General features: G+C 42.7%; 20 protein-coding genes. 11 read left to right on the top strand and 9 right to left on the bottom strand.

Annotated features, from left to right (window positions below; genetic code table 11):
* Positions 1-134 precede the first annotated feature (134 nt).
* The 6 genes from rnhA to AC3WVG_RS00940 all read right to left on the bottom strand — a co-directional run bounded on the left by rnhA (position 135) and on the right by AC3WVG_RS00940 (position 5669).
* Entirely contained in the window at positions 135-611 is a 477-nt protein-coding gene (gene rnhA / locus AC3WVG_RS00965) for a ribonuclease HI (protein WP_488796304.1), read from the bottom strand.
* A complete protein-coding gene (locus AC3WVG_RS00960) occupies positions 604-1095 on the bottom strand; it encodes a TPM domain-containing protein (RefSeq protein ID WP_488796303.1) in 492 nt (163 codons plus the stop codon). The genes rnhA and AC3WVG_RS00960 overlap by 8 nt, the downstream gene beginning before the upstream one ends.
* A gap of 63 nt (positions 1096-1158) precedes the next feature.
* Positions 1159-2406, bottom strand: a complete 1248-nt coding sequence (locus AC3WVG_RS00955; protein WP_488796302.1) for an ABC transporter permease — start codon at positions 2404-2406, stop codon at positions 1159-1161.
* Positions 2384-3052 (bottom strand): ABC transporter ATP-binding protein, encoded by a 669-nt coding sequence (locus AC3WVG_RS00950; protein ID WP_488796301.1) that lies wholly within the window; start codon positions 3050-3052, stop codon positions 2384-2386. Before AC3WVG_RS00950 ends, AC3WVG_RS00955 begins: the two co-directional genes overlap by 23 nt.
* Positions 3053-3085: 33 nt before the next feature.
* Entirely contained in the window at positions 3086-4300 is a 1215-nt protein-coding gene (locus AC3WVG_RS00945) for an efflux RND transporter periplasmic adaptor subunit (RefSeq protein WP_488796300.1), read from the bottom strand.
* A complete protein-coding gene (locus AC3WVG_RS00940) occupies positions 4293-5669 on the bottom strand; it encodes a phosphomannomutase/phosphoglucomutase (protein WP_488796299.1) in 1377 nt (458 codons plus the stop codon). The genes AC3WVG_RS00945 and AC3WVG_RS00940 overlap by 8 nt, the downstream gene beginning before the upstream one ends.
* 250 nt (positions 5670-5919) lie before the next feature.
* On the opposite strand from AC3WVG_RS00940, the gene hflK reads away from it, so the two are divergent.
* The 7 genes from hflK (at position 5920) to AC3WVG_RS00905 (ending at position 12646) form a co-directional block, all read left to right on the top strand.
* Entirely contained in the window at positions 5920-7014 is a 1095-nt protein-coding gene (hflK, locus tag AC3WVG_RS00935) for an FtsH protease activity modulator HflK (RefSeq protein WP_488796298.1), read from the top strand.
* The gene (gene hflC / locus AC3WVG_RS00930) at positions 7014-7874 is read left to right on the top strand and encodes a protease modulator HflC (protein WP_488796297.1); all 861 of its coding nucleotides are present in this window, start codon (positions 7014-7016) and stop codon (positions 7872-7874) included. The genes hflK and hflC overlap by 1 nt, the downstream gene beginning before the upstream one ends.
* Before the next feature lie 376 nt (positions 7875-8250).
* Entirely contained in the window at positions 8251-8667 is a 417-nt protein-coding gene (gene queF, locus AC3WVG_RS00925) for a preQ(1) synthase (protein WP_488796296.1), read from the top strand.
* A 194-nt stretch (positions 8668-8861) separates the two neighbouring features.
* The gene (locus AC3WVG_RS00920; protein ID WP_488796295.1) at positions 8862-9941 is read left to right on the top strand and encodes an aminoglycoside phosphotransferase family protein; all 1080 of its coding nucleotides are present in this window, start codon (positions 8862-8864) and stop codon (positions 9939-9941) included.
* Between the two features lie 79 nt (positions 9942-10020).
* Positions 10021-10647 (top strand): adenylyl-sulfate kinase, encoded by a 627-nt coding sequence (locus AC3WVG_RS00915; protein ID WP_488796294.1) that lies wholly within the window; start codon positions 10021-10023, stop codon positions 10645-10647.
* 8 nt (positions 10648-10655) lie between these two features.
* On the top strand, positions 10656-11987 hold the full coding sequence (miaB, locus tag AC3WVG_RS00910) for a tRNA (N6-isopentenyl adenosine(37)-C2)-methylthiotransferase MiaB (RefSeq protein WP_488796325.1): 1332 nt from the start codon (positions 10656-10658) through the stop codon (positions 11985-11987).
* 161 nt (positions 11988-12148) lie between these two features.
* Positions 12149-12646, top strand: a complete 498-nt coding sequence (locus AC3WVG_RS00905) for a bifunctional nuclease family protein (protein WP_488796293.1) — start codon at positions 12149-12151, stop codon at positions 12644-12646.
* Between the two features lie 640 nt (positions 12647-13286).
* Here the strand turns inward: AC3WVG_RS00905 and AC3WVG_RS00900 are convergent.
* The 3 genes from AC3WVG_RS00900 to AC3WVG_RS00890 form a co-directional block, all read right to left on the bottom strand.
* Positions 13287-14921, bottom strand: a complete 1635-nt coding sequence (locus AC3WVG_RS00900; protein ID WP_488796292.1) for an NAD+ synthase — start codon at positions 14919-14921, stop codon at positions 13287-13289.
* 100 nt (positions 14922-15021) lie between these two features.
* Positions 15022-16656, bottom strand: coding sequence for a HEAT repeat domain-containing protein (locus AC3WVG_RS00895; protein WP_488796291.1), 1635 nt, complete (start codon positions 16654-16656; stop codon positions 15022-15024).
* Positions 16657-16687: 31 nt separating this feature from the next.
* Positions 16688-17518: a purine-nucleoside phosphorylase gene (locus AC3WVG_RS00890; protein WP_488796290.1), complete on the bottom strand. Its 831-nt coding sequence runs from the start codon at positions 17516-17518 to the stop codon at positions 16688-16690.
* 206 nt (positions 17519-17724) lie between these two features.
* Here AC3WVG_RS00890 and AC3WVG_RS00885 point away from each other — a divergent pair, with 206 nt between their 5' ends.
* Genes AC3WVG_RS00885 through AC3WVG_RS00870 form a run of 4 tightly spaced genes read left to right on the top strand, consistent with a single transcriptional unit; the run spans position 17725 to position 21032 of the window.
* Positions 17725-18483, top strand: a complete 759-nt coding sequence (locus AC3WVG_RS00885; RefSeq protein WP_488796289.1) for a motility protein A — start codon at positions 17725-17727, stop codon at positions 18481-18483.
* Positions 18470-19201 (top strand): OmpA/MotB family protein, encoded by a 732-nt coding sequence (locus AC3WVG_RS00880; RefSeq protein ID WP_488796288.1) that lies wholly within the window; start codon positions 18470-18472, stop codon positions 19199-19201. The genes AC3WVG_RS00885 and AC3WVG_RS00880 overlap by 14 nt, the downstream gene beginning before the upstream one ends.
* A gap of 6 nt (positions 19202-19207) precedes the next feature.
* Entirely contained in the window at positions 19208-19621 is a 414-nt protein-coding gene (locus tag AC3WVG_RS00875) for a PilZ domain-containing protein (protein ID WP_488796287.1), read from the top strand.
* The gene (locus tag AC3WVG_RS00870; RefSeq protein WP_488796286.1) at positions 19605-21032 is read left to right on the top strand and encodes an ATP-binding protein; all 1428 of its coding nucleotides are present in this window, start codon (positions 19605-19607) and stop codon (positions 21030-21032) included. The genes AC3WVG_RS00875 and AC3WVG_RS00870 overlap by 17 nt, the downstream gene beginning before the upstream one ends.
* Positions 21033-21145 lie beyond the last annotated feature (113 nt).

Genomic DNA, 21145 nt, shown 5'->3' with positions numbered 1-21145 from the left:
TTGGCCACAGGCTCTATAATATATAATAAAAGTCTTGTTACCTTTTCCCGTCATTCTGAGCGGAGCGAAGAATCTCAGACAAAGGCGGGGTAAAGAATGACGTTAAGAGACGCAAGGGCAACGTCTTCTCTGATTCAACCAACATAATTGGTATCAATTAGCAAATTATCACTCTGAGCGGCCTGCTTGGCCAGGAGGTCGCACCTTTCGTTTTCTTCATCCCCGTTGTGACTTTTGATCCAGTGAAAATTAACCTGGTGTTTGTTTAAAAGAGGAAGAAGTTTTTGCCACAGGTCCAGGTTTTTGACCTGTTTTTTGCCGGAAGTTTTCCAGCCATTTTTTTGCCATTTTTTTATCCAATTCTGGGTGATGGCATTCGATACGTATTTTGAATCTGTATAAAGGTCCACCTGACATGGAAACTTCAATGCTTCCAGGGCCTTGATAATGGCCAGGAGTTCCATGCGATTATTGGTAGTTAGCTTAAACCCTTGGGAAAGTTCTTTGCGTTTGTCCTTATACTTTAAAATTGCCGCCCAGCCACCCGGTCCAGGATTTCCCAGGCTGGAACCATCCGTATAAATTGTTACCTTATAAGGCTGCTTATCCATTTTCGATTTCCATAAGTTTTTGGCCAATTAAACTTAATGCTTCACCTAAACCTTGGGGCCAGTTACCGTTTTCAAAATAGGGAACAAAGTGTTGCTCCTGCAGGTAACGCAGGAACTCTACACCCAGGACTTTCTCCACCAGGGGGGGAAACCTCACGATGACCTCTTTATACTTAGGGCTTAAGCCGATAAAAATAGTTTTGGAATCCAGCTGGGGAATGTATACTCGTTCTTTGGTTATTTTAAGCTGTAGGGTCAAACCATACCTTTTTTTTAGCAGGGCAGAAAAATTATAGATACTTTTTTTCTGCTTATCGGTTAAAGTTTTGGTCTGATCCCAAATGGACTGTCTGGACTGAATAGTTGTGATGGTACGATCATAATGTTTCCAGAAAAGTACTCCTACTGCCATGAATACGGCTACCAGGGCCAGGCCGCGGAAAATTTGCATGAAAATATTATCGTTTCTGCGTTTTATAAACATCTTCTTTTCCCGACTCTGTAGTTTTCAATTTCTATAATTTCCATACATCTACCCCATTAAGCTTTATTTACTCTTAAGCGCAGTAATGGGATTAAGGTTAGCTGCCTGGTTGGCTGGTTTTAGTCCAAAAATTAGGCCAATTAAAAGGGCCGATAGGCTCGATATCAAAAAAACTTTTAGAGAAAATTCTATTGGTATAATGCCTAAACCTGACAAAATTTGTCCTGTAAGTGTACCCAGGCCAAAGCCGCATATAGCACCCAGTATAGTTAAAATAACTGCTTCCGTCAAAAATTGGACTCTTATAGCCAATTTGTTCGCGCCCAGTGCTAATTTAAGTCCGATTTCATTTTTGCGTTCGTCAACACTTAAATAAAAGAGATTGGCCAGGACAAATCCGCCGACTATTACAGCTACCGCGGCAGTCACCCCCAGGAAGATTACCAGGCTCCCCTGGAGCATGGCAAGAAATTTTAAGATTTCTTTGGCCGATAAAATAGTAAAGTCATCTGCCTGACCTGGTCCTAGATTGTGCTCATATCTTAAAAGAGCCCTTAAGTTTTGTACATGCTCATCCATAAGTTCCGGGTGAAAAAATTTAACTCTTAAAGCTCGAAAATATTTACGGTCTAAGTTGAATCTTTGTGTTAAAGTTGTAATGGGCATGATAATGCGGTTGTTAATGGATCTTCCCCCTCCACCTGTAAAGTCTCGATAAGCCAGAACACCAATGACCTGGACAGCTAGATTATTGATAAGGATGGTTTTGCCTAATGGGTCGGCATCGGGAAAAAGTTGTTTGGCTGGTTCATCACCTAAAATGCATACTTTGCGTGCCCTATGTACGTCGTCATTGTTTAAGTCTCTGCCTAGGGCTAAGGGCCAGTTCCATCCCTCTGCATAGTTGGCTGTGGAACCAACAACTACAGAGACATTAATGTTTTTATGTTGAGCTTTTACCTGGACATCGTGAACAGCTCGCATGGGAATAACCATATAAGCTCCGGGCAGAGACTTTTCAATTTTTTTGGCATCAGCCCAGGTCAAGGTATTTACCCGTTGGCCAACTGCCCGGCTTTTAATGTCTCCCCCTAAGACAAAGACAGCGTCAGGGCCAAACCAGTGCACTACTTCCCGGGCTTTTTTCTGGGCTCCATCAATGGAGGAGATAATGATAGTTAAAGCTGCAATGCCTAAACTGATGGCCAGGACGACAAAAAGACTGCGTAGTTTATAGGCCCACACTGCTTTTAAGGCCAGTTCAAAATTACGCAGATAAATAATTGAATTATGTAGTTGCGATCTGTCCATCGATAATCTGGATGGTCCGCTGAGCAAAGTCAGCAGTAACCGGATCATGGGTGACCAGGATAATGGTTTTTCCCTGGGCATGAATTTTTTTGAATAAGAGCATGATTTCCTGGCTGGTTTTGGAATCCAATTGCCCTGTGGGTTCATCAGCAAGGATGAGCTGGGGATCGTTGATCAGGGCCCGGGCCAGAGCCACACGTTGTTGCTGTCCGCCGGAGAGTTGGCTTGGCTTAAACTTCATACGCTCTTTCAGGCCAAGCTGAGTTAGAAGCTCTTTGGCCCTTTGTTCCAACTGTTTTCTTGGCGTTTTACTGTATAAGCCGGGCAAAAGCACATTATCCAGGGCTGTTATATAGGGAACAAGGTAGAAGCTTTGAAAGACAAACCCTATGAGTGAGTTTCTAAGCTTACTTAATTCATCGTCGCTTAACTTGGACACATCTTTTCCCTGTAAAAGATATTGGCCTGATGAAGGAGCATCAAGAAGTCCGATGATATGCAAAAGAGTTGACTTGCCTGACCCGGAAACTCCCTGCAAGGCAACAAATTCGCCCTGCTCAATGTCCAGGTTAATGTCTCTTAAGACCTGTATTTCGTCTTGACCCTGGACAAAGTTTTTGTGGATATTTTTTAATTGAATAAGCATTCAACTCCTTAATTTCACTGCGCAATCAGCCAACTACTTAGCTTTCAAAACAACTTGGGTGGCAACGACATCACCCGGTTTTAGTCCGGAAATAATTTCTGTATAATTGAGTCCGCTTAATCCAAGTCTTGGCTTGACCTGTGAAACAGTACCATCAGGCCTTTGTACAAAAATAACCTGTTTCCCCTTGATCCATTTTAGGGCTGAATTAGGCAGGGCCAGAACATTGTTCTTGGTTTTTACCTCAATCTGGCAATGAGCGGTCATTTCAGGTCTTAAAAATCTGGCTTGTTCAGGGGTAATTCGGACTAGTGCCTGATAATAGACAATATTATCCCTTATCTCTGGTTGGGGATAGATTGTGGCTATTCGGCCGGTAAAGGTTTTGTTCGGGTAGGCATCTACGTTAAAGGACACCTTTTGTTTGGGGCGGATTTCACCCATGTCTGTTTCATCTATATATATCCACATTTCAAGGCGTGTAGGGTCTAAAACAGTAATCAGATTGGCTACCTGGAGGCCAGCGACAACAGTTTCTCCTTCTTGGGCTGTAACCTGGCTGACATAACCGGTCAGAGGACTGTAAATTTTAGTGTAGCTAAGCTTAACCTTTAAAGCATCTAGTTTGGCCTGGGCTTCTCTAACTTCTGCCCTGCTTTTTTTTGTTTCAAAAGCAAATTCCCTGTTTAACTCATTTAATCTGGCACTAGCCTGGTTAAAGTTTTGTCTTTCAACTGCTAGTTCTTTTTGGGCTCGCTCAAACTCATCTTGAGAAACAAGTTTTTCTTGAAAGAGTTTTTCGAGTTTATGGAAATTCGATCTGGTATAGTCTAATTTGGCTTTGGCTTGGTGCAACATGGCTTGGGCCTGAGCTATTTTTAATGGATAGGTGGCCTTGATTTTCTCCAGGGCCAGGCGGGCCTTTTCCAGCCGGGACTGTGCTTCAACCATGGCTGCCCTTATCTCTCGGTCATCAATTTCCGCCACAAGCTGAGCCTTTTGTACTTTATCGCCTACCTTGACCTTCATCTTGGTAATGACGCCGGTGGCTTGGGCCCCGATTTTGACTATGGCTCCTACCTGAGGTTTGATAATCCCGGTAGCCTCCAGGACTTTGCGCACCTGACCTTTTTTCAGGGTGGCTGTGGCCAGAATTTTAGGGCCTTGGTATGAATTTTTTTTCTTCCACCACCATCCTCCCCCGGCGATCAAGACCAAAACTAAGGTGAGAAAGATAAGTTTACGCATCTTGGGTCAGTTCCAGGATCCATTTCTTTAAAGGTTGTTCGATTAGAGCGCGAATTTCTTCCAGCCGTTTTTCCGATTCAGCCTCAAATCGAAGGACCAAAACCGGCTGGGTATTGGATGCGCGTAGCAGCCCCCAACCGTCATCAAAGATAATGCGAACACCATCTACGTCGACAATATTGTATTTTTCTCGAAAATAGGCCTGGGCTTTGCTGACAACCTTAAATTTAATTTCTTCCGGACAATCCATTCGAATTTCCGGGGTATTAAATGTCTTGGGCCAGTCAGATAAATAAGAGCTCAAGGGCATATCCGGCTGTTTGCTTACAATTTCTATCAGACGGGCAGCAGCATAGAGGGCATCGTCAAAGCCATAGTAGCGATCAGCAAAAAACATATGTCCGCTCATTTCCCCGGCGAGCAGGGCCCCGGTCTCTTTCATCTTGGCCTTGATCAGGGAGTGGCCTGTCTTCCACATTAGAGGCTTGCCCCCATGCTTTTCTATATCTTTAAACAGAAGGTGAGAACATTTTACTTCCCCGATTACGGTGGTGCCAGGGTTTTCTTCGAGTACCTGGCGGGCAAAAATGGCTAAAAGTTTATCTCCATAGACAATATGGCCTTTTTCATCTACAACACCAATACGGTCTCCATCACCGTCCAGGCCGATTCCAAGGTGGGCTTTTTCTTCTGTAACGATCTTGCTTAAATCCGTGATATTTTTAAGGACCGTGGGGTCTGGATGATGGTTAGGAAAGTCACCATCTGGCTCGCAGTAGAGGGGAATAACTTCTGCCCCAAGTCTTTTTAATAGTTCAACACAAACAAGCCCCGCGCTGCCATTGCCGCCATCTACAACCACTTTGATCGGGTTACTTAGTTTGGCCCGTTCGGATAGATGTTCCAGGTAGGCCGGGACAATGTCCAATTGACTGGCCATGCCTTCACCTTTAGCAAAATCGCCCCCCACCATTATTTCATAAATTTTTTGGATTTCTGAGGTATGGATAGTGCTTTCACCGGCCCAGACCTTGAATCCATTAAAATCAGAAGGGTTATGGCTGGCCGTGATCATGACACCGGCATTTAAGTTCAAGTTTTTGATGGCGAAATAAAATAAAGGGGTAGCCACCATATCCAGAAAAGTAACATCAACTCCGGTGGAAAGGAGGCCATCCATAAGTCTTTTCTGATATTCCGGTGAGCTGTGTCTACAATCATGTCCGATTACGGCATGGGTGTAGCCCAGAGATAGAAAATAAGTCCCGCAGGCTTTGCCAAGGACTTCTACCCAGTCACCATCAAAGTCTTTATCTACAATGCCGCGGATGTCGTAAGCGCGGAAAATTTCTCTTTTAATCTCTTTCATTGGGCCCTCCGTTTTTTGAAGTTTGGATTCTTGAATTTAAAGTTTGGAAATAAAAGTTGAAGGATATAATTTCTATTTTTAATTTTATCAATATGGGGAGAATAAAGAAAAGATTTACACTTGTAAAATCTTTTAATAGGTATATAGGTAGTGTTTCTAACGTACGAATATTTAGAGTTTAGAGTTTTTGTACTTGGTAACTATCATGTCATGCTCTAGGCTTTATATTTTGGGGAGGTTGAGTAAGTTTATGAATTGGGATTGGGATAAATTGCAAGAACGGCGGCAGAGACAAAATCCCGGGGGTGTCCCTGGGCCTGATTTTGGAGATTTTAATCAAAAATTGAAGCAGATCAAAGGAATAAAATTGCCCGGGGCCAAGGTCGTGGTCCTGGTGGTCATTGCCTTATGGGCCTTAAGCGGTATTTACATAGTTGATCCGGATGAGGTGGGGGTTGTTCAGCGTTTTGGTGAGTTTAACCGCATTACCGGGCCTGGTCCACACTATCACATTCCTTATCCCATTGAAAAAGTGCAAACGCCTAAGGTTACACGAATTAGAAGAGTTGAGATAGGTTTTAGGACTCTGCAGAAAAAGACTACTTTTGCTACCAACCAGTATCGATTGGTTCCTGAAGAGTCTCTCATGCTTACTGGCGATGAGAATATTGTTGATGTGCAGTTTATTGTACAATATCAAATAAAAGATCCAAAAGATTATTTGTTTAACATTTCTCAACCCGTAAAGACGGTCAAAGACGCGGCAGAGGCAGCCATGCGTGAGGTTATTGGGTATAATAAAATAGATTCTGCCCTGACTACTGGAAAGTTGTCCATTCAAAATGATACACGGGAGCTTTTGCAAAATATTTTGGACCGTTACCAGAGCGGTATAAAAGTAGTGGCCGTACAACTGCAAGATGTACACCCACCCAAGCAGGTGGTTGATGCGTTTAAAGACGTGGCCAGTGCTAAAGAGGATAAAAGCAGGTACATTAATGAGGCGGAAGCCTATCGTAATGACCTTCTTCCCAAGACTAGAGGTGAAGTGGCCAGAATCATCAACCAGGCCTTGGCTTACAAGGAGAGTGTTGTACGCAAGGCCAAGGGTGAGGCGGACAGATTCCTCGCTATATTGAAAGAATATAACAAGGCTAAGGATATCACTAAAAAAAGAATATATATTGAAACTATGGAGCAGATTTTGTCCAACCCCAGTGTGCGCAAGATGATTATTTCAGACAAGGCCTTACAAAGAGTTGTTCCTTATTTACCTCTAAATATGGAAGGCCTCAAAGGAAAATCAACTTCCCCAAAGGGTAAAAATGTAGGAGGGAAGAAGTAATGCCTTATAAAAAGAGCTCTGTGCTGGCTATAATTTTCATTATTTTGCTTTTGGTTGGTTCGCAGTGCGTGTTTACAGTTGATCAGACCCAGAGGGCCATAGTGCTCCAGCTTGGAAAACCTGTGGGGTCTGATCTGGGCCCCGGCCTGCATTTTAAATTGCCCTTTGTGCAGAATGTTATTTATTTTGATCGTCGGGTTTTGGAATATGATGCCCCGCCGGCAGAAGTTTTAACCAGAGACAAGAAAAATCTTGTGGTGGATAATTATTCCCGGTGGCGGATCAAAGATCCCCTGACTTTTTACCGCAGTGTCCGCACTATTTCCAGCGGTCTCTCTCGATTGGATGACATAATTTATGCTGAACTCAGGGTAGCCTTGGGTCAGTACTCGCTTACTGAGGTTGTTTCTTCCAAAAGAAGCGAGATAATGAGCCAGGTGACAAAAAAGTGTAATAGGCTTCTTCAAGAATATGGCATTGAGGTATTGGATGTGCGTATAAAAAGGACTGACCTGCCCCCGGAAAACCAGAGGGCCATATATGGTCGGATGCGAGCGGAAAGAGAGCGCCAAGCCAAGCAATACAGGTCTGAAGGTAGGGAGGAAGCGGTTAAAATTAGGACCACTGCAGATAAAGAGCGGAGCATTATGCTTGCCGAGGCCGTGCGAAAGGCTCAGGTGTTGCGTGGACAAGGTGATGCTGTAGCCACGGCAATTTATGCCCAGGCTTTGGCTAAGGACCCAAATTTTTACCAGTTTCTGCGCACAATGGAAGCATATAAAAAAGGCGTAAACGATAATACTAGTTTTGTGTTTACTCCGGATAGTGAGTTTTGGAGATTTTTAAATAAAAGTAGATAGGTTAAGAGGGCTGAAGTCCGAGTTTTCAAGGATAATATTGTATATTCCACAACTTAACAATTCAACTTTCGGATTTAAGCTACGAGCACATTTTCTTCAATGCTACCAAAGACTTGGATACATCTAAGGCTTGCTTGCGGGCTGTGCATAAAGGGGTTTTTTAGTTAAATGTTATTCAAAGTATTTTCTGTATTCATGATATATCTCGCAATTTTTGTGGGGTAGTCTCCCTATGCACATCTTTTCCGCAAGCTTCGCCAAGATGTGTTGCCCAAGCCGTTTGTAATGCATTTCAGAGAATGTGCTCTTCAAAAGTGTTGAAATTATAGTGAGTTAGACAACTCCGAAAGTTGAGTTAACAAGACGGAGCTAACATATGCGAGATGATGTTTCTTCTTTGACTTTGTTGGGGAAAAGCAAGACTGAGTATCCAACCCGGGTTGACCCTGGGATTCTGGAGACGTTTCCCAATAGATTCCCGGAAAGAGATTACCTTATTACCTTGGTTAGTGATGAGTTCACCTCTCTTTGTCCTATGACTGGCCAGCCAGATTACGGAACAATCATTATAAAATACATTCCTGATAAAAAATGCATAGAGTCCAAGTCGTTAAAGTTTTATTTATTTAGCTATCGCCAAGAGCCAACTTTTATGGAGACAGTGACCAACCGAATTTTAGACGATCTGGTCAAGGCTTGTGAGCCCCGGCAAATGACAGTTGTAGGTAAATTCAAGGCCAGGGGCGGCATAGTGATTGAGATTGAGGCAAGTTATGTTCGCTCAGATACCTAGATATTCTAAACGCCTGCATAGATAACCTTCCTTATTAAATGTATAGTGTTTAAGGTAACCTTAGACACTATATATTTATCTTAAATCTTTTATAAGAATAATGCACTTAGCCTATCACCGATCAACTTGCTTGAAACGATTGCCTAACATGCAATCTCATGGGTGAGTTGAGGCAATAAAAATCGGAGGAACTTATGATAGAGATGAATTTAGACAATCTGGAACAATTTTTAAACGATATTTTACCAGGGGAAGTAAAACTCACAGGTATAGGAGAGATTGGCTCTTTAGATGAGCAAGGAATGAAGGATTTCGGCTATGGAAAACCTATGCTTATTAGCTATGAGCAGGATGGTCAGCTCAAAGAGGCTGTTATCTCAGCAATGCGCGGGGATAAATATGGGCACCAATTCTACTGGGATCGGGCGGCTATTTTAATGTTTCAGTATGAAACCGGGGGCAAAATGGAGCGGCATGTTCGGCCCATTGCTTTGGGGTATATAGATAAGCAGGGTAAGCTTATTCCGGTCCGTGAGCCAAAAGAATTTGTTATTGTCAATGAAAAGGTCGAGGGCAGAGATTATTTTTTAGACCTGGAGCGAATAAAAAAAGGTGATTTTCGCCCGGAAGATCTTGAATTGGCTAAAAAGTTCGCCAGGTGGCTGGCACGTGTGCATAAAGAAAAAAAAGATGATGTAGATCTTTACCTTCGCCGGGTCAGACAGCTAATTGGCGATTCTGAATGTATTTGGGGACTAATCGATGCTTACCCTTATCCTTATGAGCACTTTAATGAACAAAGGTTTATTGCTCTGGAAAAAAAACTCATTGACTGGCGCTGGAAGTTCCGCAAGTTTACCCATCGATTAAGTGTCGTGCATGGAGACTTTCACCCCTGGAATGTGTTGGTCAGAAAAGGGGGAGAGTTTTCTGTTCTGGACAGGAGCCGCGGAGAATGGGGAGAGCCTGCGGATGATGTGTCCACGATGAGTTGCAATTATCTTCTTTATGGCCTCTATGATCAGCCTAAACTTGCTGGTCCATTTGAAAAACTTTATTTGACCTTTTGGGAAGAGTACCTAGAATATACAGGAGATGAGGAAATTTTAAAGGTTGTTGCTCCATTTTATGTGTTTCGGGGATTGGTTATTGCTTCACCAGAATGGTATCCCAACCATCCGTTGCAGGTAAGAGAGGGCTTATTTCGGTTTATAGAGAATGTGCTCGAAGACGAGAGTTTTGATTATAGGAATATTAATAAGTATATGAGTTGAGTGAATCGTTGTGCTTCGTGAGCCGTGACCAGTGAAGAGGGAAAGGTAAGAGCGAACTTCTAATCTTGTAAGGGTAAACATGTTACAATCTACTCAAAAAAATAATTCAACATCCAACATCCAACATTCAACATTAAAAGAGGGTTGGGCTGTCTGGTTTGTTGGGCTTCCCGGCTCAGGTAAGAGTAGCATTAGTAAGAGGGCGTACGAATATTTGCGGGATAAGGGGTTGGATGTGATCTATTTGCAGATGGATGAACGCAGAAAAGTATACTTCCCTAATCCAAAGTACACGCCTGAAGAAAGAAGAAAGGCCTATGAGCTCTTTGCCCTGGAAGCGGCTGAGTTGGTTCAAAAAGGGCATGGAGTCATTTTGGATGGCACTGCGCCTAAAGTGGAGATGCGCCGTCTGGCCAGAAATAAGATTGATAAGTTTGCGGAAATTTATGTTTCCTGTTCCCTTCAGACGGCCATGGAAAGGGAGAGCAAGAGGCCTGAAGGACTGGTTATGGCCGGACTTTATGCCAAGGCCCTGGAGCGGAAAAAAACAGGGAAAGAGTTTCCAGGTTTGGGACAAGTTATAGGCGTGGATATCCCTTTTGAAGAAAATCCACAGGCTGAGCTTGTGGTGAAAAATGAGGGGATAAGTTTGAGAGAGGCTGTTCAGGAGGTGACTAGGTTTTTAGATGGATGGCTTGGTCTATGAGTAAAAAAATGAAATTTCATATCTTTACCTTTGGTTGTCAGATGAATGTCTGTGATTCTGATTGGTTATGCAGGTCGCTGACAGCCATGGGTTTTGAACAAGGCACGGAGGAGGAAGCAGATCTGTTTCTAATTAATACTTGTAGCGTGCGAGAGAAGCCAGAACAAAAGATATATAGTTTGTTGGGACGGCTTAAATCTTATTGGAATAAAAACAAGGATGTCTTTGTTGGTGTCGGGGGATGCGTGGCCCAACAGGTGGGGAAAAAATTTTTTCAGCGTTTCCCGCATGTACGTCTGGTCTTTGGCACGGATGGCATTGCTATGGTCCCTCAGACCATTTTAAGGCTTATCAGTGAGCCTGAGCTTAGAGTAAGCCTTCTGGATTTTGAAGACTACTATCCGGAGAGGGAGAATAACTGGCCAGAAAAGATGCCTGCTCAAGCCTATGTAAATATTATGCAGGGTTGTGATAATTTCTGTGCCTATTGTATAGTTCCTTATACCCGGGGCAGGCAAAAATCGCGTTCAAGCAAAGCCATTTTAGACGAGTGCAGGACCCTGGTTAATTTAGGAGTTAAAGAAATCACCTTGCTCGGTCAAAATGTAAACAGTTACGGGTTGGACAAGTTTGGAGATGGAGTAAGTTTTGCCGAACTTCTATATCAGGTGGCAGCCATTGATGGACTCAAGCGTCTACGATTTACCACCTCTCATCCCAAAGACATTGCCGATGAGGTGATAAAAGCCTTTGGAGAACTTCCTTGCCTATGTCCGCAACTACACTTGCCTTTGCAATCCGGCTCCAACCGTATTTTAAAACTCATGGGCAGAAAGTATACCAGAGAAGAGTATCTGGATATAGTTGATAAGTTGCGCAAAGTTTGTCCGGATATTGCTCTGACTACAGACCTGATTGTTGGTTTTCCCGGAGAGACAGAAGAGGATTTTAAGCAGACTTTGGAAATGATCGAATTGGTGCGTTTTGAAAATTCTTTTTCTTTTAAATATTCAGATAGACCCGGGGTGCGAGCGGAAAAAATGCAGCCCAAGGTCTTAGAAGAAGTTAAGGTTAGGCGGCTTGCTGTTTTACAAGAGTTGCAAGAGGAGTTGACCAGAGCGAGTTATGCCGGGCGAGTGGGCAAAATAGATGAGGTGCTTGTTGAAGGTCTAAGTAAAAAGCAGGGTAAAGATACGAAATTTTGGCGAGGAAGAGATTCAGGTGGTCGGGTGGTAAATGTCCCCAGTTCAAGCGATAAAGACCTCACAGGAGAGATAATCAGGGTGAAAATTGTTCAGGCCAAAAAGCATTCGTTGATGGGTGAATGGGTTGATGAGTAAATGGGATGAAGAGTGAATGGGATGATTGGTGGATGAGTAAGAGACAGAGTTTTCTGCATGCCAGCACTAGTGCGGGTGGCGGGAGTTTATGCTCCCCCCCCCATACATCCTCAAGATTAACTTAATAAAATAAATCCATCTTCCCAAAGGAGAGGTAATATATGATGGTTGAAATGGAAGTGGTAGGTCTGGCTGTGGATGAAGAGACCAAGATGCCCTTAATTATTTTAAAAGATAAAGAAGAAAAATATATTTTGCCCATCTGGATCGGCGCATTAGAGGCGATGGCAATTTCTATCCCCTTAAACGGCATAAAAATGTTAAGGCCCATGACTCATGATCTGTTTTTGAGTACTTTAGAAAATCTGGGAGCAAAGCTTGAACATATCGAAATAACAGAAGTGAAGGATTCCACTTACTATGCGGAGGTTGTTCTTTTAAAAGGTGACGAGAAACTGCGTATTGACAGCAGGCCCTCCGATGCCATTGCTCTTGCCTTGCGAGCGAAGGTGCCGATTATGGTCAGCCAAAAGATTCTGGATGAGATTGAGGTGGAAAAGCGAGAAAAGTATCAGGTTGTTTTGGAGGATGAAGAAAGTAAGAAATGGGCCGAAATTCTAGAAAAATATGATTTAGAGGATATTAAATATAAGATGTAGGGTAGCGCACTATTTGCCTGTCCCACAAACCGGTGTTTGTCAAAGGAGATGTCGCCTGAGTTGGTTTTAAGAGCTTGTAGCCAAACCTTTTTATCAACTTAATTTGTTTATTCTAATCTTGCTTTCTTTCTTGCTGGTACAAAGACTTGGACCTGTTTTCAAAATTTGCTTGCGGCCAGAGCATAATGGGATATTTTGGTGAAGCAAATATTCTTTTATTACCGATGATGCAACTGCAATAATTAAAATTTTACAGTTCTGACAAACAACTTCACCTTGCAACCTATTCAAATAATTCAACATTTATCATTCAAAATTCAACATTGCCTGCAAAAAGGGACTTTTTGCAGGCGCATCATCGATAGTTATGGTCAATATCGCAAAATACAAGTTCATTCATCCCGATGCTTTGTTTTTCCTCACAAGTTGTTAACCGTTTTTAATCCTCAGGCGTGCAGATCTGTTTTGATGAGATCTTTGGTTGGAAGAAGGATAGTAAGGTTTTGGTGTTTACAAAGAAAAAAGCCTCTAATGAGTAAAGACGTTTTAAAACAAATTGCCAAGCAAAAAGTGCCAAACACGTTTTTAGGTGTTTTTATTTTTGGCATGACTAGTTAATTTTATTGGCAAAACATAACATTTACTTCCTGGCAATAGGCATACGCCAACCGGTGCCAAAGGCGCGGTCAGTGATTTTTAGTCCTGGCGGGGCTTGGTAGCGTTTGAATTCAGCCTTTTTAACCATATCAGCGATGCGTTTAACAAGTGACAGGTCAAATCCTTGGGCAGTTATTTGATCTATAGAGTGCCCTTTTTCAATATAAAGGTGCAGGATTTTATCAAGGATACTGTAAGGAGGCAGACTATCTTCGTCTTTCTGGTCGGGTTTTAATTCGGCCGAAGGTGGTTTTTGGAGTACAGAGGCGGGGATAGTGTCTTTGCCCTCCTGTTTGTTTAGCCAGCGGCAGAGGCGATAAACCATTGTTTTGGGTACATCGGAAATAACAGCCAGTCCGCCGGACATGTCCCCGTAGATGGTACAATAGCCTACGGCCAGTTCTGATTTATTGCCGGTGGTAATGAGCATGGCGTTATATTTATTGGATATGGCCATGAGCAAGTTTCCTCTTATGCGCGACTGGATATTTTCTTCAGTCACATCGGGAGGCAAGCCGGCAAAAACAGGTTGCAGCGTTTGATCAAAGCAGCGCATTAAATTTTCTATGGGCAGGGTTATGGTCTTTATGTTTAGATTATTGGCCAGGTCCAAGGCATCACGAATGCTTTGCTTGCTGGTGTATGGTGAGGGCATAAGCACTCCGAGAACATTTTCCGGGCCTATGGCATGGGCAGCTATGGCCGCGCATAAGGATGAATCTATGCCCCCGGATAGTCCGAGAAGAACATTTTTAAATCCGCATTTGCGTACATAGTCTCTGGTTCCCAGAACCAGGGCCTGCCAGGCCTCTGCCTCGGGGCTAAAGTCATCCTCCTCAATTCTGTTTTGCGTCCAATCTTCAATATTAACCATAAGGATGTCTTCGGCAAATGCTTTGGCCCTGGCCTGAAGCCGACCCTCATGATCAACTGCACAACTCCTGCCGTCAAAAATGAGGTCATCATTGCCGCCGACCTGGTTACAATAAAGGAGCGGCAGTTTATATTTGCTGGCTAGAGCTGCAAGTATTTTTTGACGGACGATTTGTTTGCCCAAGGTGAAAGGAGAGGCAGAGAGGTTGAGAATGATATCCACACCTTGCCCTGCTAGGGCCTCAACCGGATCATAAGAATATTTGCGTTCCTGCCAGAAGTCTTTGTCGTTCCAGATATCTTCGCAGATGGTTATACCAAGCTTTATTCCTTTAAAATTTAAGAAACCCGGTTGTGGATAGGGCAGAAAATAGCGTTGTTCATCAAAGACATCATAGTTGGGCAGAAGACTTTTGCCAAAATTTTGCCTGGGTTCTCCCTGGGAAATAAAAACAGCGCCATTGTATAGTTTATCTCTTTGTTCACTTTTTATAGGCAACCCCAGAATTAGAGGACAAAATTTTTCTATTTTCCTGGCAATTTCTATGGTTTTCTCCCAACAATTTTCGATTATACTTGTATTGAACAGAAGGTCTCGAGGCGGATAACCTAAAAGGGACATTTCGCTGGAAATACAAAGGTCAGCGCCATTTTTATAGGCCTTTTCCACAGAGGAAATAATTTTTTGGCTATTTAATTCCAGATGATTGACAGTTGGATTGAGCTGTAACAGGGCGATTTTCATAACAATATTTAAAACTTAGAAGTTAAAAAAGTTTAAAGTCCGTTTCGTATACGATTTTACTCTCATGATGCAGTGAGTCAAACTTGAGCGCTTAGTAAAATTACGAACCACTAGTGACGAATTTGTCAAGAACTTGTTTTATGGTCTCGCTGGTAAACGGCTTGAACAGAATTTCATTGACTCCTGCCGCATAAGCAGCTTCATTGTCCTGGACCTCATTTTGAGTAGTGACCATGATTATGGGTAAGTCAGATTTGCGGTAGATAGATCTGGTTTTGGCAATAAGGTCAATTCCGGTAATTTCTGGCATGTTAAGATCGGTAAACATGATTTGAGGCTTATTGTTTTTAAGCCACTCAAGGGCATCGGCCGGTTTATCGAAGAGAATGGGGTCACATCCCAATTCATACAGTGTTGACTTGTAGATATTTAAAATCATTTTAGAATCATCAACAGCCAGAGCCCTGATTTTGGCTTTATGAGTTGCAACTTCTTTACTCAGTTTCTGGGCCAGGTCTTTATAGCCATGTTTTTCCAAAAGTTTTTGAAAATAAGCGCGAACGTCCGGTGTAGCTTTTTTTTGGAGAAAGTTGATGACTAGTTCTTGAAAAACGGGTTCTTCTATGAGGGAAATAAAGATATTTGAGGCTTGGGCATTGATAATGGAGCGGATAATTTTAATTGTGTCCTCGTCTTTGTGGCGGACCATGTTTTTTATGCCTGCCACCAGGATTTCATTCAGGCTGCGGTCAATGGCCGAGGCAGCGGCTACCCGTACGTGCTCTTCCTCGTCTGTGAGTCCGGAAGCCAGTACATAAGCTCCTTTGTCTATGGGCAGCATCCCTAAAGCTTCGTAAGCTGCAAAGCGAACATTAGGATCATCGGGGTGATTGTGTAATAGTTTGCGGATAGGCACTATGGTAGAAGGATCGCCTATTTCCCCCAAAACATTTAAGGTGTGGATTAAAAGATCCGGGTCGTCATAGACTAGGTTTTGGATCAAGAGAGGAACAGCCTTGGCTCCGATTTGAACCAATTTACTTTTGGCATAGTTGCGCAAGTGAGCATAGTGTGAGCCAAGAGTTTCATTCAATTTTTGCAGGCTTATATTATCCTGGACTTGAGAAAAAATATCTAAGATGAGTACATCTAATTGTGGGTCTTGGCCTAGTTTTTCAGCCAGTCTTTGCATAGCAGTGGGCGTGCCAATTTGTCCCAGAGTTTTAATGGCCGCTATGGTCAGAGCCTTATTGTTGGAGTACAAAAATTCGCTTACAGCATTTGTGGCTTTGGGGTCCCCAATGAGTCCAAGGGCGGTAATGGTCTCTTTTAATATACTTTCATCTTTGGTGTTGACCAGAATTTTGATCAAGACGGGCAGGGCCTGTTCTAACCGGATTTCTCCGGATATTCGGATAAATAATTCCTTAGGTTGAATAGCATCGTTTTCTATAATTTTGAGCAAAAGTTCAGGAGCTTCCAGAGCCTTGGCAATTAGGGCGTTCTTGATTTCTGGGAGTTCATTTATCAAACTGGATTTTTTTTGAATTAAATCAACGATGAGAGGTATGGAAAATTCAGCAGGGCCCTGCTCCAGGATACGTACCAGTTCTTTTTGCGTATTTTTATCTACATCAAAGAAATAAGACAGGACAATATTTGCCTTGATTTTATCCTGTCGCTTAACATTATATCGCAGTTCATCAATTAAATGTTTGGGATTTATTTCTGTCATTAATTCAAGTCCCCTTTTTGTCGTTTGACTATCAGTTGGAGTTTATTCTTGGAATAAGATCTAAAAGGAGCGTGCTTAAAATCCTGTTTGCCTTCTTTGCCTGAGACAGGATTTCCTCATGTGAAGTTTCAGCCATACAGTCGGGCAGGTTTTTATTGGTCAGGCAGGAAAGGCCCAGGATGCGCATGCCCATATGCTTGGCCACAATGGCTTCCATAACCGTGGACATGCCAATGGCATCTGCTCCTAGAAATCTAAATGCCCTGGTTTCAGCAGGAGTTTCCAGGCTTGGACCGGGAATACAGAGATAGACGCCTTTTTCCAGTCGGATTTGCAATTTCTTGGCAGTGTCCAGGGCAAGTTGCTGGAGTTCAGGAGAGTAAACTTGACTCATGTCGGGAAAGCGAGGTCCCCACTCATCCACATTTGGACCTGTTAAGGGGTTGTTGCCGGTCATATTGATGTGGTCGGTAATGAGCATCAGTGAGCCGACGTCAAATTGGGGATTTAATGCCCCTGCAGCATTGGTTAAAATGATGTTTTTCATCCCCAGAACTCCAAGAACGCGTGTGGCAAAGGCTACTTCATAGGGGGAGTAACCTTCATAGAGATGTACCCGACCGGATAAGATAGCGAGGTTAATCTGGTCTACTTGACAAAGGTAAAAGATACCCTGGTGCCCCTTGATGGTCGACAGGGGAAAATGCGGGATCTGGCTGTAAGGAAGTTCGAGCATCGGGTTTAGGGACTGGATAAAGTCGCCCAGACCACTGCCTAGCACCAGGGCTACGTCAACGTGTTCAACCGGAAGATTTTCTTTAAAAAAATTACAGGTTTGATAGACCTTATTTTCTTTTTGCATAATTTTAAGATAATCGTTATTAAGGTTTTGTTCGGTTAAACTGTCAATGTATTTGTAAAAATAAGGTATTAGTTGAAAGAAAAGGCGAAGTCAGAAGATTGGTTTTGTGTAAAATTATTCGAAGCATTATCTTAGACTTTTTGTTGTGTAGTGGCGTAAAATTGATAAATCGATCGTACCCTTAAATCTTTATTTAAAGCGGAATTATGGATATTGCAACTTTTTTTGGGATCATTGCAGGGTTTTCCCTGGTTATCGGGGCCATATTTTGGGGTGGTGCCGTTGATGTGTTTGTTAATATACCGGGGATGATGATTGTCCTGGGCGGGACTTTTGCAGCAACCTGTATTAATTTTCCCGTGGAGGATATTTTCAAGGCTTTTCGGGCGGCCTTTTATATTTTTGGAAGTAGAAAAGTGACTTCCAACGAAGTGGTAAACACTATGGTCAGGGTGGCTGAGATAAGTCGGAGGGATGGTCTTGTGGCTTTAGAAAATGTCAAGACCGATAATATGGTGTTGAAAAAGGCCTGTCAGTTAATTGCTGATAATGCTGAACCACAAATGATTACCGAGACGTTGCGTATAGAAATTTCATCCATGCGTAAGCGCCATGCCATAGTTCAGGATGTCTTTAAAAAAATGGCGGCTTTTGCCCCTGGCTTTGGTATGATCGGGACTCTAATCGGTTTGGTTCAGATGTTGACAAGGTTAGAAGATCCTAAGGTTATCGGACCGGCCATGGCAGTGGCCATTTTGACGACTTTTTATGGGGCTCTGTTGTCCACTCTTGTTTTTCTGCCTATTGCCGGAAAGCTTAAAAGCCGTAGTCTGCAGGAAATCATGCATTTGGAAATTATTTTTCATGGGGCGAAATCTATTTTGGAAAACAATAACCCCGTGTTTGTCTACGAAAAGCTTTCTTCCTTTGTTGCTCCAGGAGATCGAAAATATGAACGAAGATAATTGGGATATAGAAGAACTAGAAGAAGACGAAAGTACGGCTTGGATAACCACTTTTGCGGATATATCCATGTTGTTGCTCGTTTTTTTTATTCTTCTCTTTTCCATGTCTTCCTTAAACGATGAGAAATTTTTGAAGTCTATCCATTCTGTGCGTCAGGCACTTGGTGGCAAGAGTGTTATTCCAAGCAGTGTAAAGATAGAGACAGGCAACGAAGGCGTGTTAGTAAATGAAGTAACAAAATTTCGGCAACTGATTAAAGCTCAACAAAAGATTTTTGCTGATCTCCAATATTACTATACCCAAAAGGGACTGGAAGGAATTGTAGGTGCCTATTTGGAATCGGGCAAAATTACTCTACGTCTTCCAGCCTCGGTCCTTTTTGATTCTGGAAAGGTGGAACTTAAGCCAGAGGGGAAAAAGGTGTTGCAGGAGATGAAAGATTTTTTTATCCGTCATCCGGACCAGAAGATCAATATCCGTGGTTATACAGATGATCTCCCACCAAGAGCGGGGTCTAGGTTTAAGGATAACTGGGAGATATCAGCCTTGCGGGCTATTAATGTGCTGCGCTATCTAATTTCCATTGGTATTGAACCTGAAAGACTAACTGCTACTGGCTTTGCTGATCTTAACCCTCTTTACCCTAATAATAGTGATGAAAATAGAGCTAGGAATAGGCGTGTGGAATTTGTCCTGGAAAAGATGATAGGAGGCTAACGGGCAATGCCTGATGATTTTTTAACCGATTATTCTTTGGAGTATCCTGGAGAACAAAATCAAAGGCGCCAAGCATATAGAGTTAGAGTGCCCGGGCTGAAGGTCTCTATTGGGGAAAAAGGTGAAGAACTTTTTTTTCCCGTTCTTGACCTTAGTGTAAAAGGAGTCGCTTTTGACCCTGTTGAATATGTGAGAGAGTTTGTCGAAGACACGGAAATTGAGCTTAGCTTATGGTTGAGGAATAAATTATATTTGTCCTTGCTTAAGGCTAAGGTAGTCCGAGTGGGAAATGGAATTGTAGCTTGTCAGTTTCAAAATTTGGATTATCGGCAAGAGTTGTGTTTGGATAAACTTGTTTTAGAAGTTCAGAAAAAAAATATCAGCCTTATAAAAAAGAGGAGAAATGCAAAAAATAAGTAATTTGCGAAGAAGGCATAAGGTTCTGATTGCTAATAGAGGCGAAATAGCTATCCGTATTCTCCAGGCCTGTAGAAGTTTAGGCCTGGATTTTGTTTGTGTGTACACTAAAGAGGATAGGGAATCGGAACATTGTACCCTGGCCTTGAAATATGGTGGAAAAAAGGCTTTGTACCGGATTAGCTCTTATCTTGATGCCAATGAGATTTTTGCAGTGGCTGATGATGCTGGAGCAACGGCTATTCATCCCGGCTATGGTTTTTTTGCAGAAGACTTTCGTTTTGCCCGCCGCGTGGTGCAAAGAAGTCGTAAGTTGATTTTTATTGGTCCTTCCTGGCGGGTAATCAAGGAGCTGGGTGATAAGATTAACACTAAAAGATTGGCCAGGAGCCTGGATGTTCCAACTGTACCCGGATCGGATAAACCTATTTTTAATGATTTAGAAGCAGAAGAACTGGCTCGTTCCCTATTCGAGTTTCAAGAGAAGCAGGGTATTGAAAATCCTGTTATTTTGGTCAAGGCCTCAGCCGGGGGCGGGGGAATGGGCATTGAAGAAGTAAATGATCTGGACAGATTCCGTACGGTCTTGCGTCGGATAAAAAGCTACGCCAAGCGTCAGTTCCGTGACGAAGGCGTACTCATTGAGCAGAGAATTTTTGATTTTAATCATCTTGAAGTGCAGATCGTAGCTGATCGTAATGGGAATGTCGTTCATTTCGGAACCCGGAATTGCACGATCCAAAGTATTGGTCGGCAAAAGCGTATAGAGGTCGCACCAGGATTTTATCCGGAGAAAATCCGCTATGCTTTTGACGCCAATAAAGTTCTTGACGATATTGTTAAATATTCTCTGCGAATGGCGAAAGAAGTAGGTTATGACAATGTAGGCACGTGGGAATGGATTGTCAGTCCCACTGGCCAGCCTTTTTTAATGGAAGTTAATGCCCGGATCCAGGTGGAGAATGGGGTATCGGCCATTATCTCTAAAGTTAGAGATAAAGAAGTGGATTTGATCCGGGAGCAGATTCGTTTAGCCTTGGGAGAGCCTTTGGGATATACTCAAAAAAATATTAATTTTGATGGAGTGGGGATAGAATACAGGATTCTAGCGGAAGACCCTGAAGATAGATTCACTCCTTGGGTGGGGCGCATTGAAAAATTTTCATGGACAGAGGCTCCATGGGTCAAGGTGTATACTCAAGTCCCAACCAACAGACCTTATGAGATCCCCACAGAATTTGACCCCAACCTGGCCCTAGCCATTATCTGGGGTAAAGATCTGGATCAGGCCATTGAGCGAGGAAAAAGGTTTTTAAACGACCTGGTTTTAGAAGGAAAAGACAAGAATGGACAGCCATTGAAGTCAAATATAAAATTTTTGTTGTCCAAGACAGATGATTTGCTCAAATTTTAGTGTTTGAGGGTATAGGAGTTTAGAGTCTGTGATGTAGGCACAGGTTAACTCGACAAACCTAAATAGACTCGGTCTCGCCTATGGTGGGACAGGTAACTTAATAATAAACCCAA

The organism is Desulfovulcanus sp., from assembly GCF_982781345.1.
The sequence above is the reverse complement of the archived record's forward strand: the minus strand, read 5'-3'. Positions and strand labels throughout refer to the sequence as shown.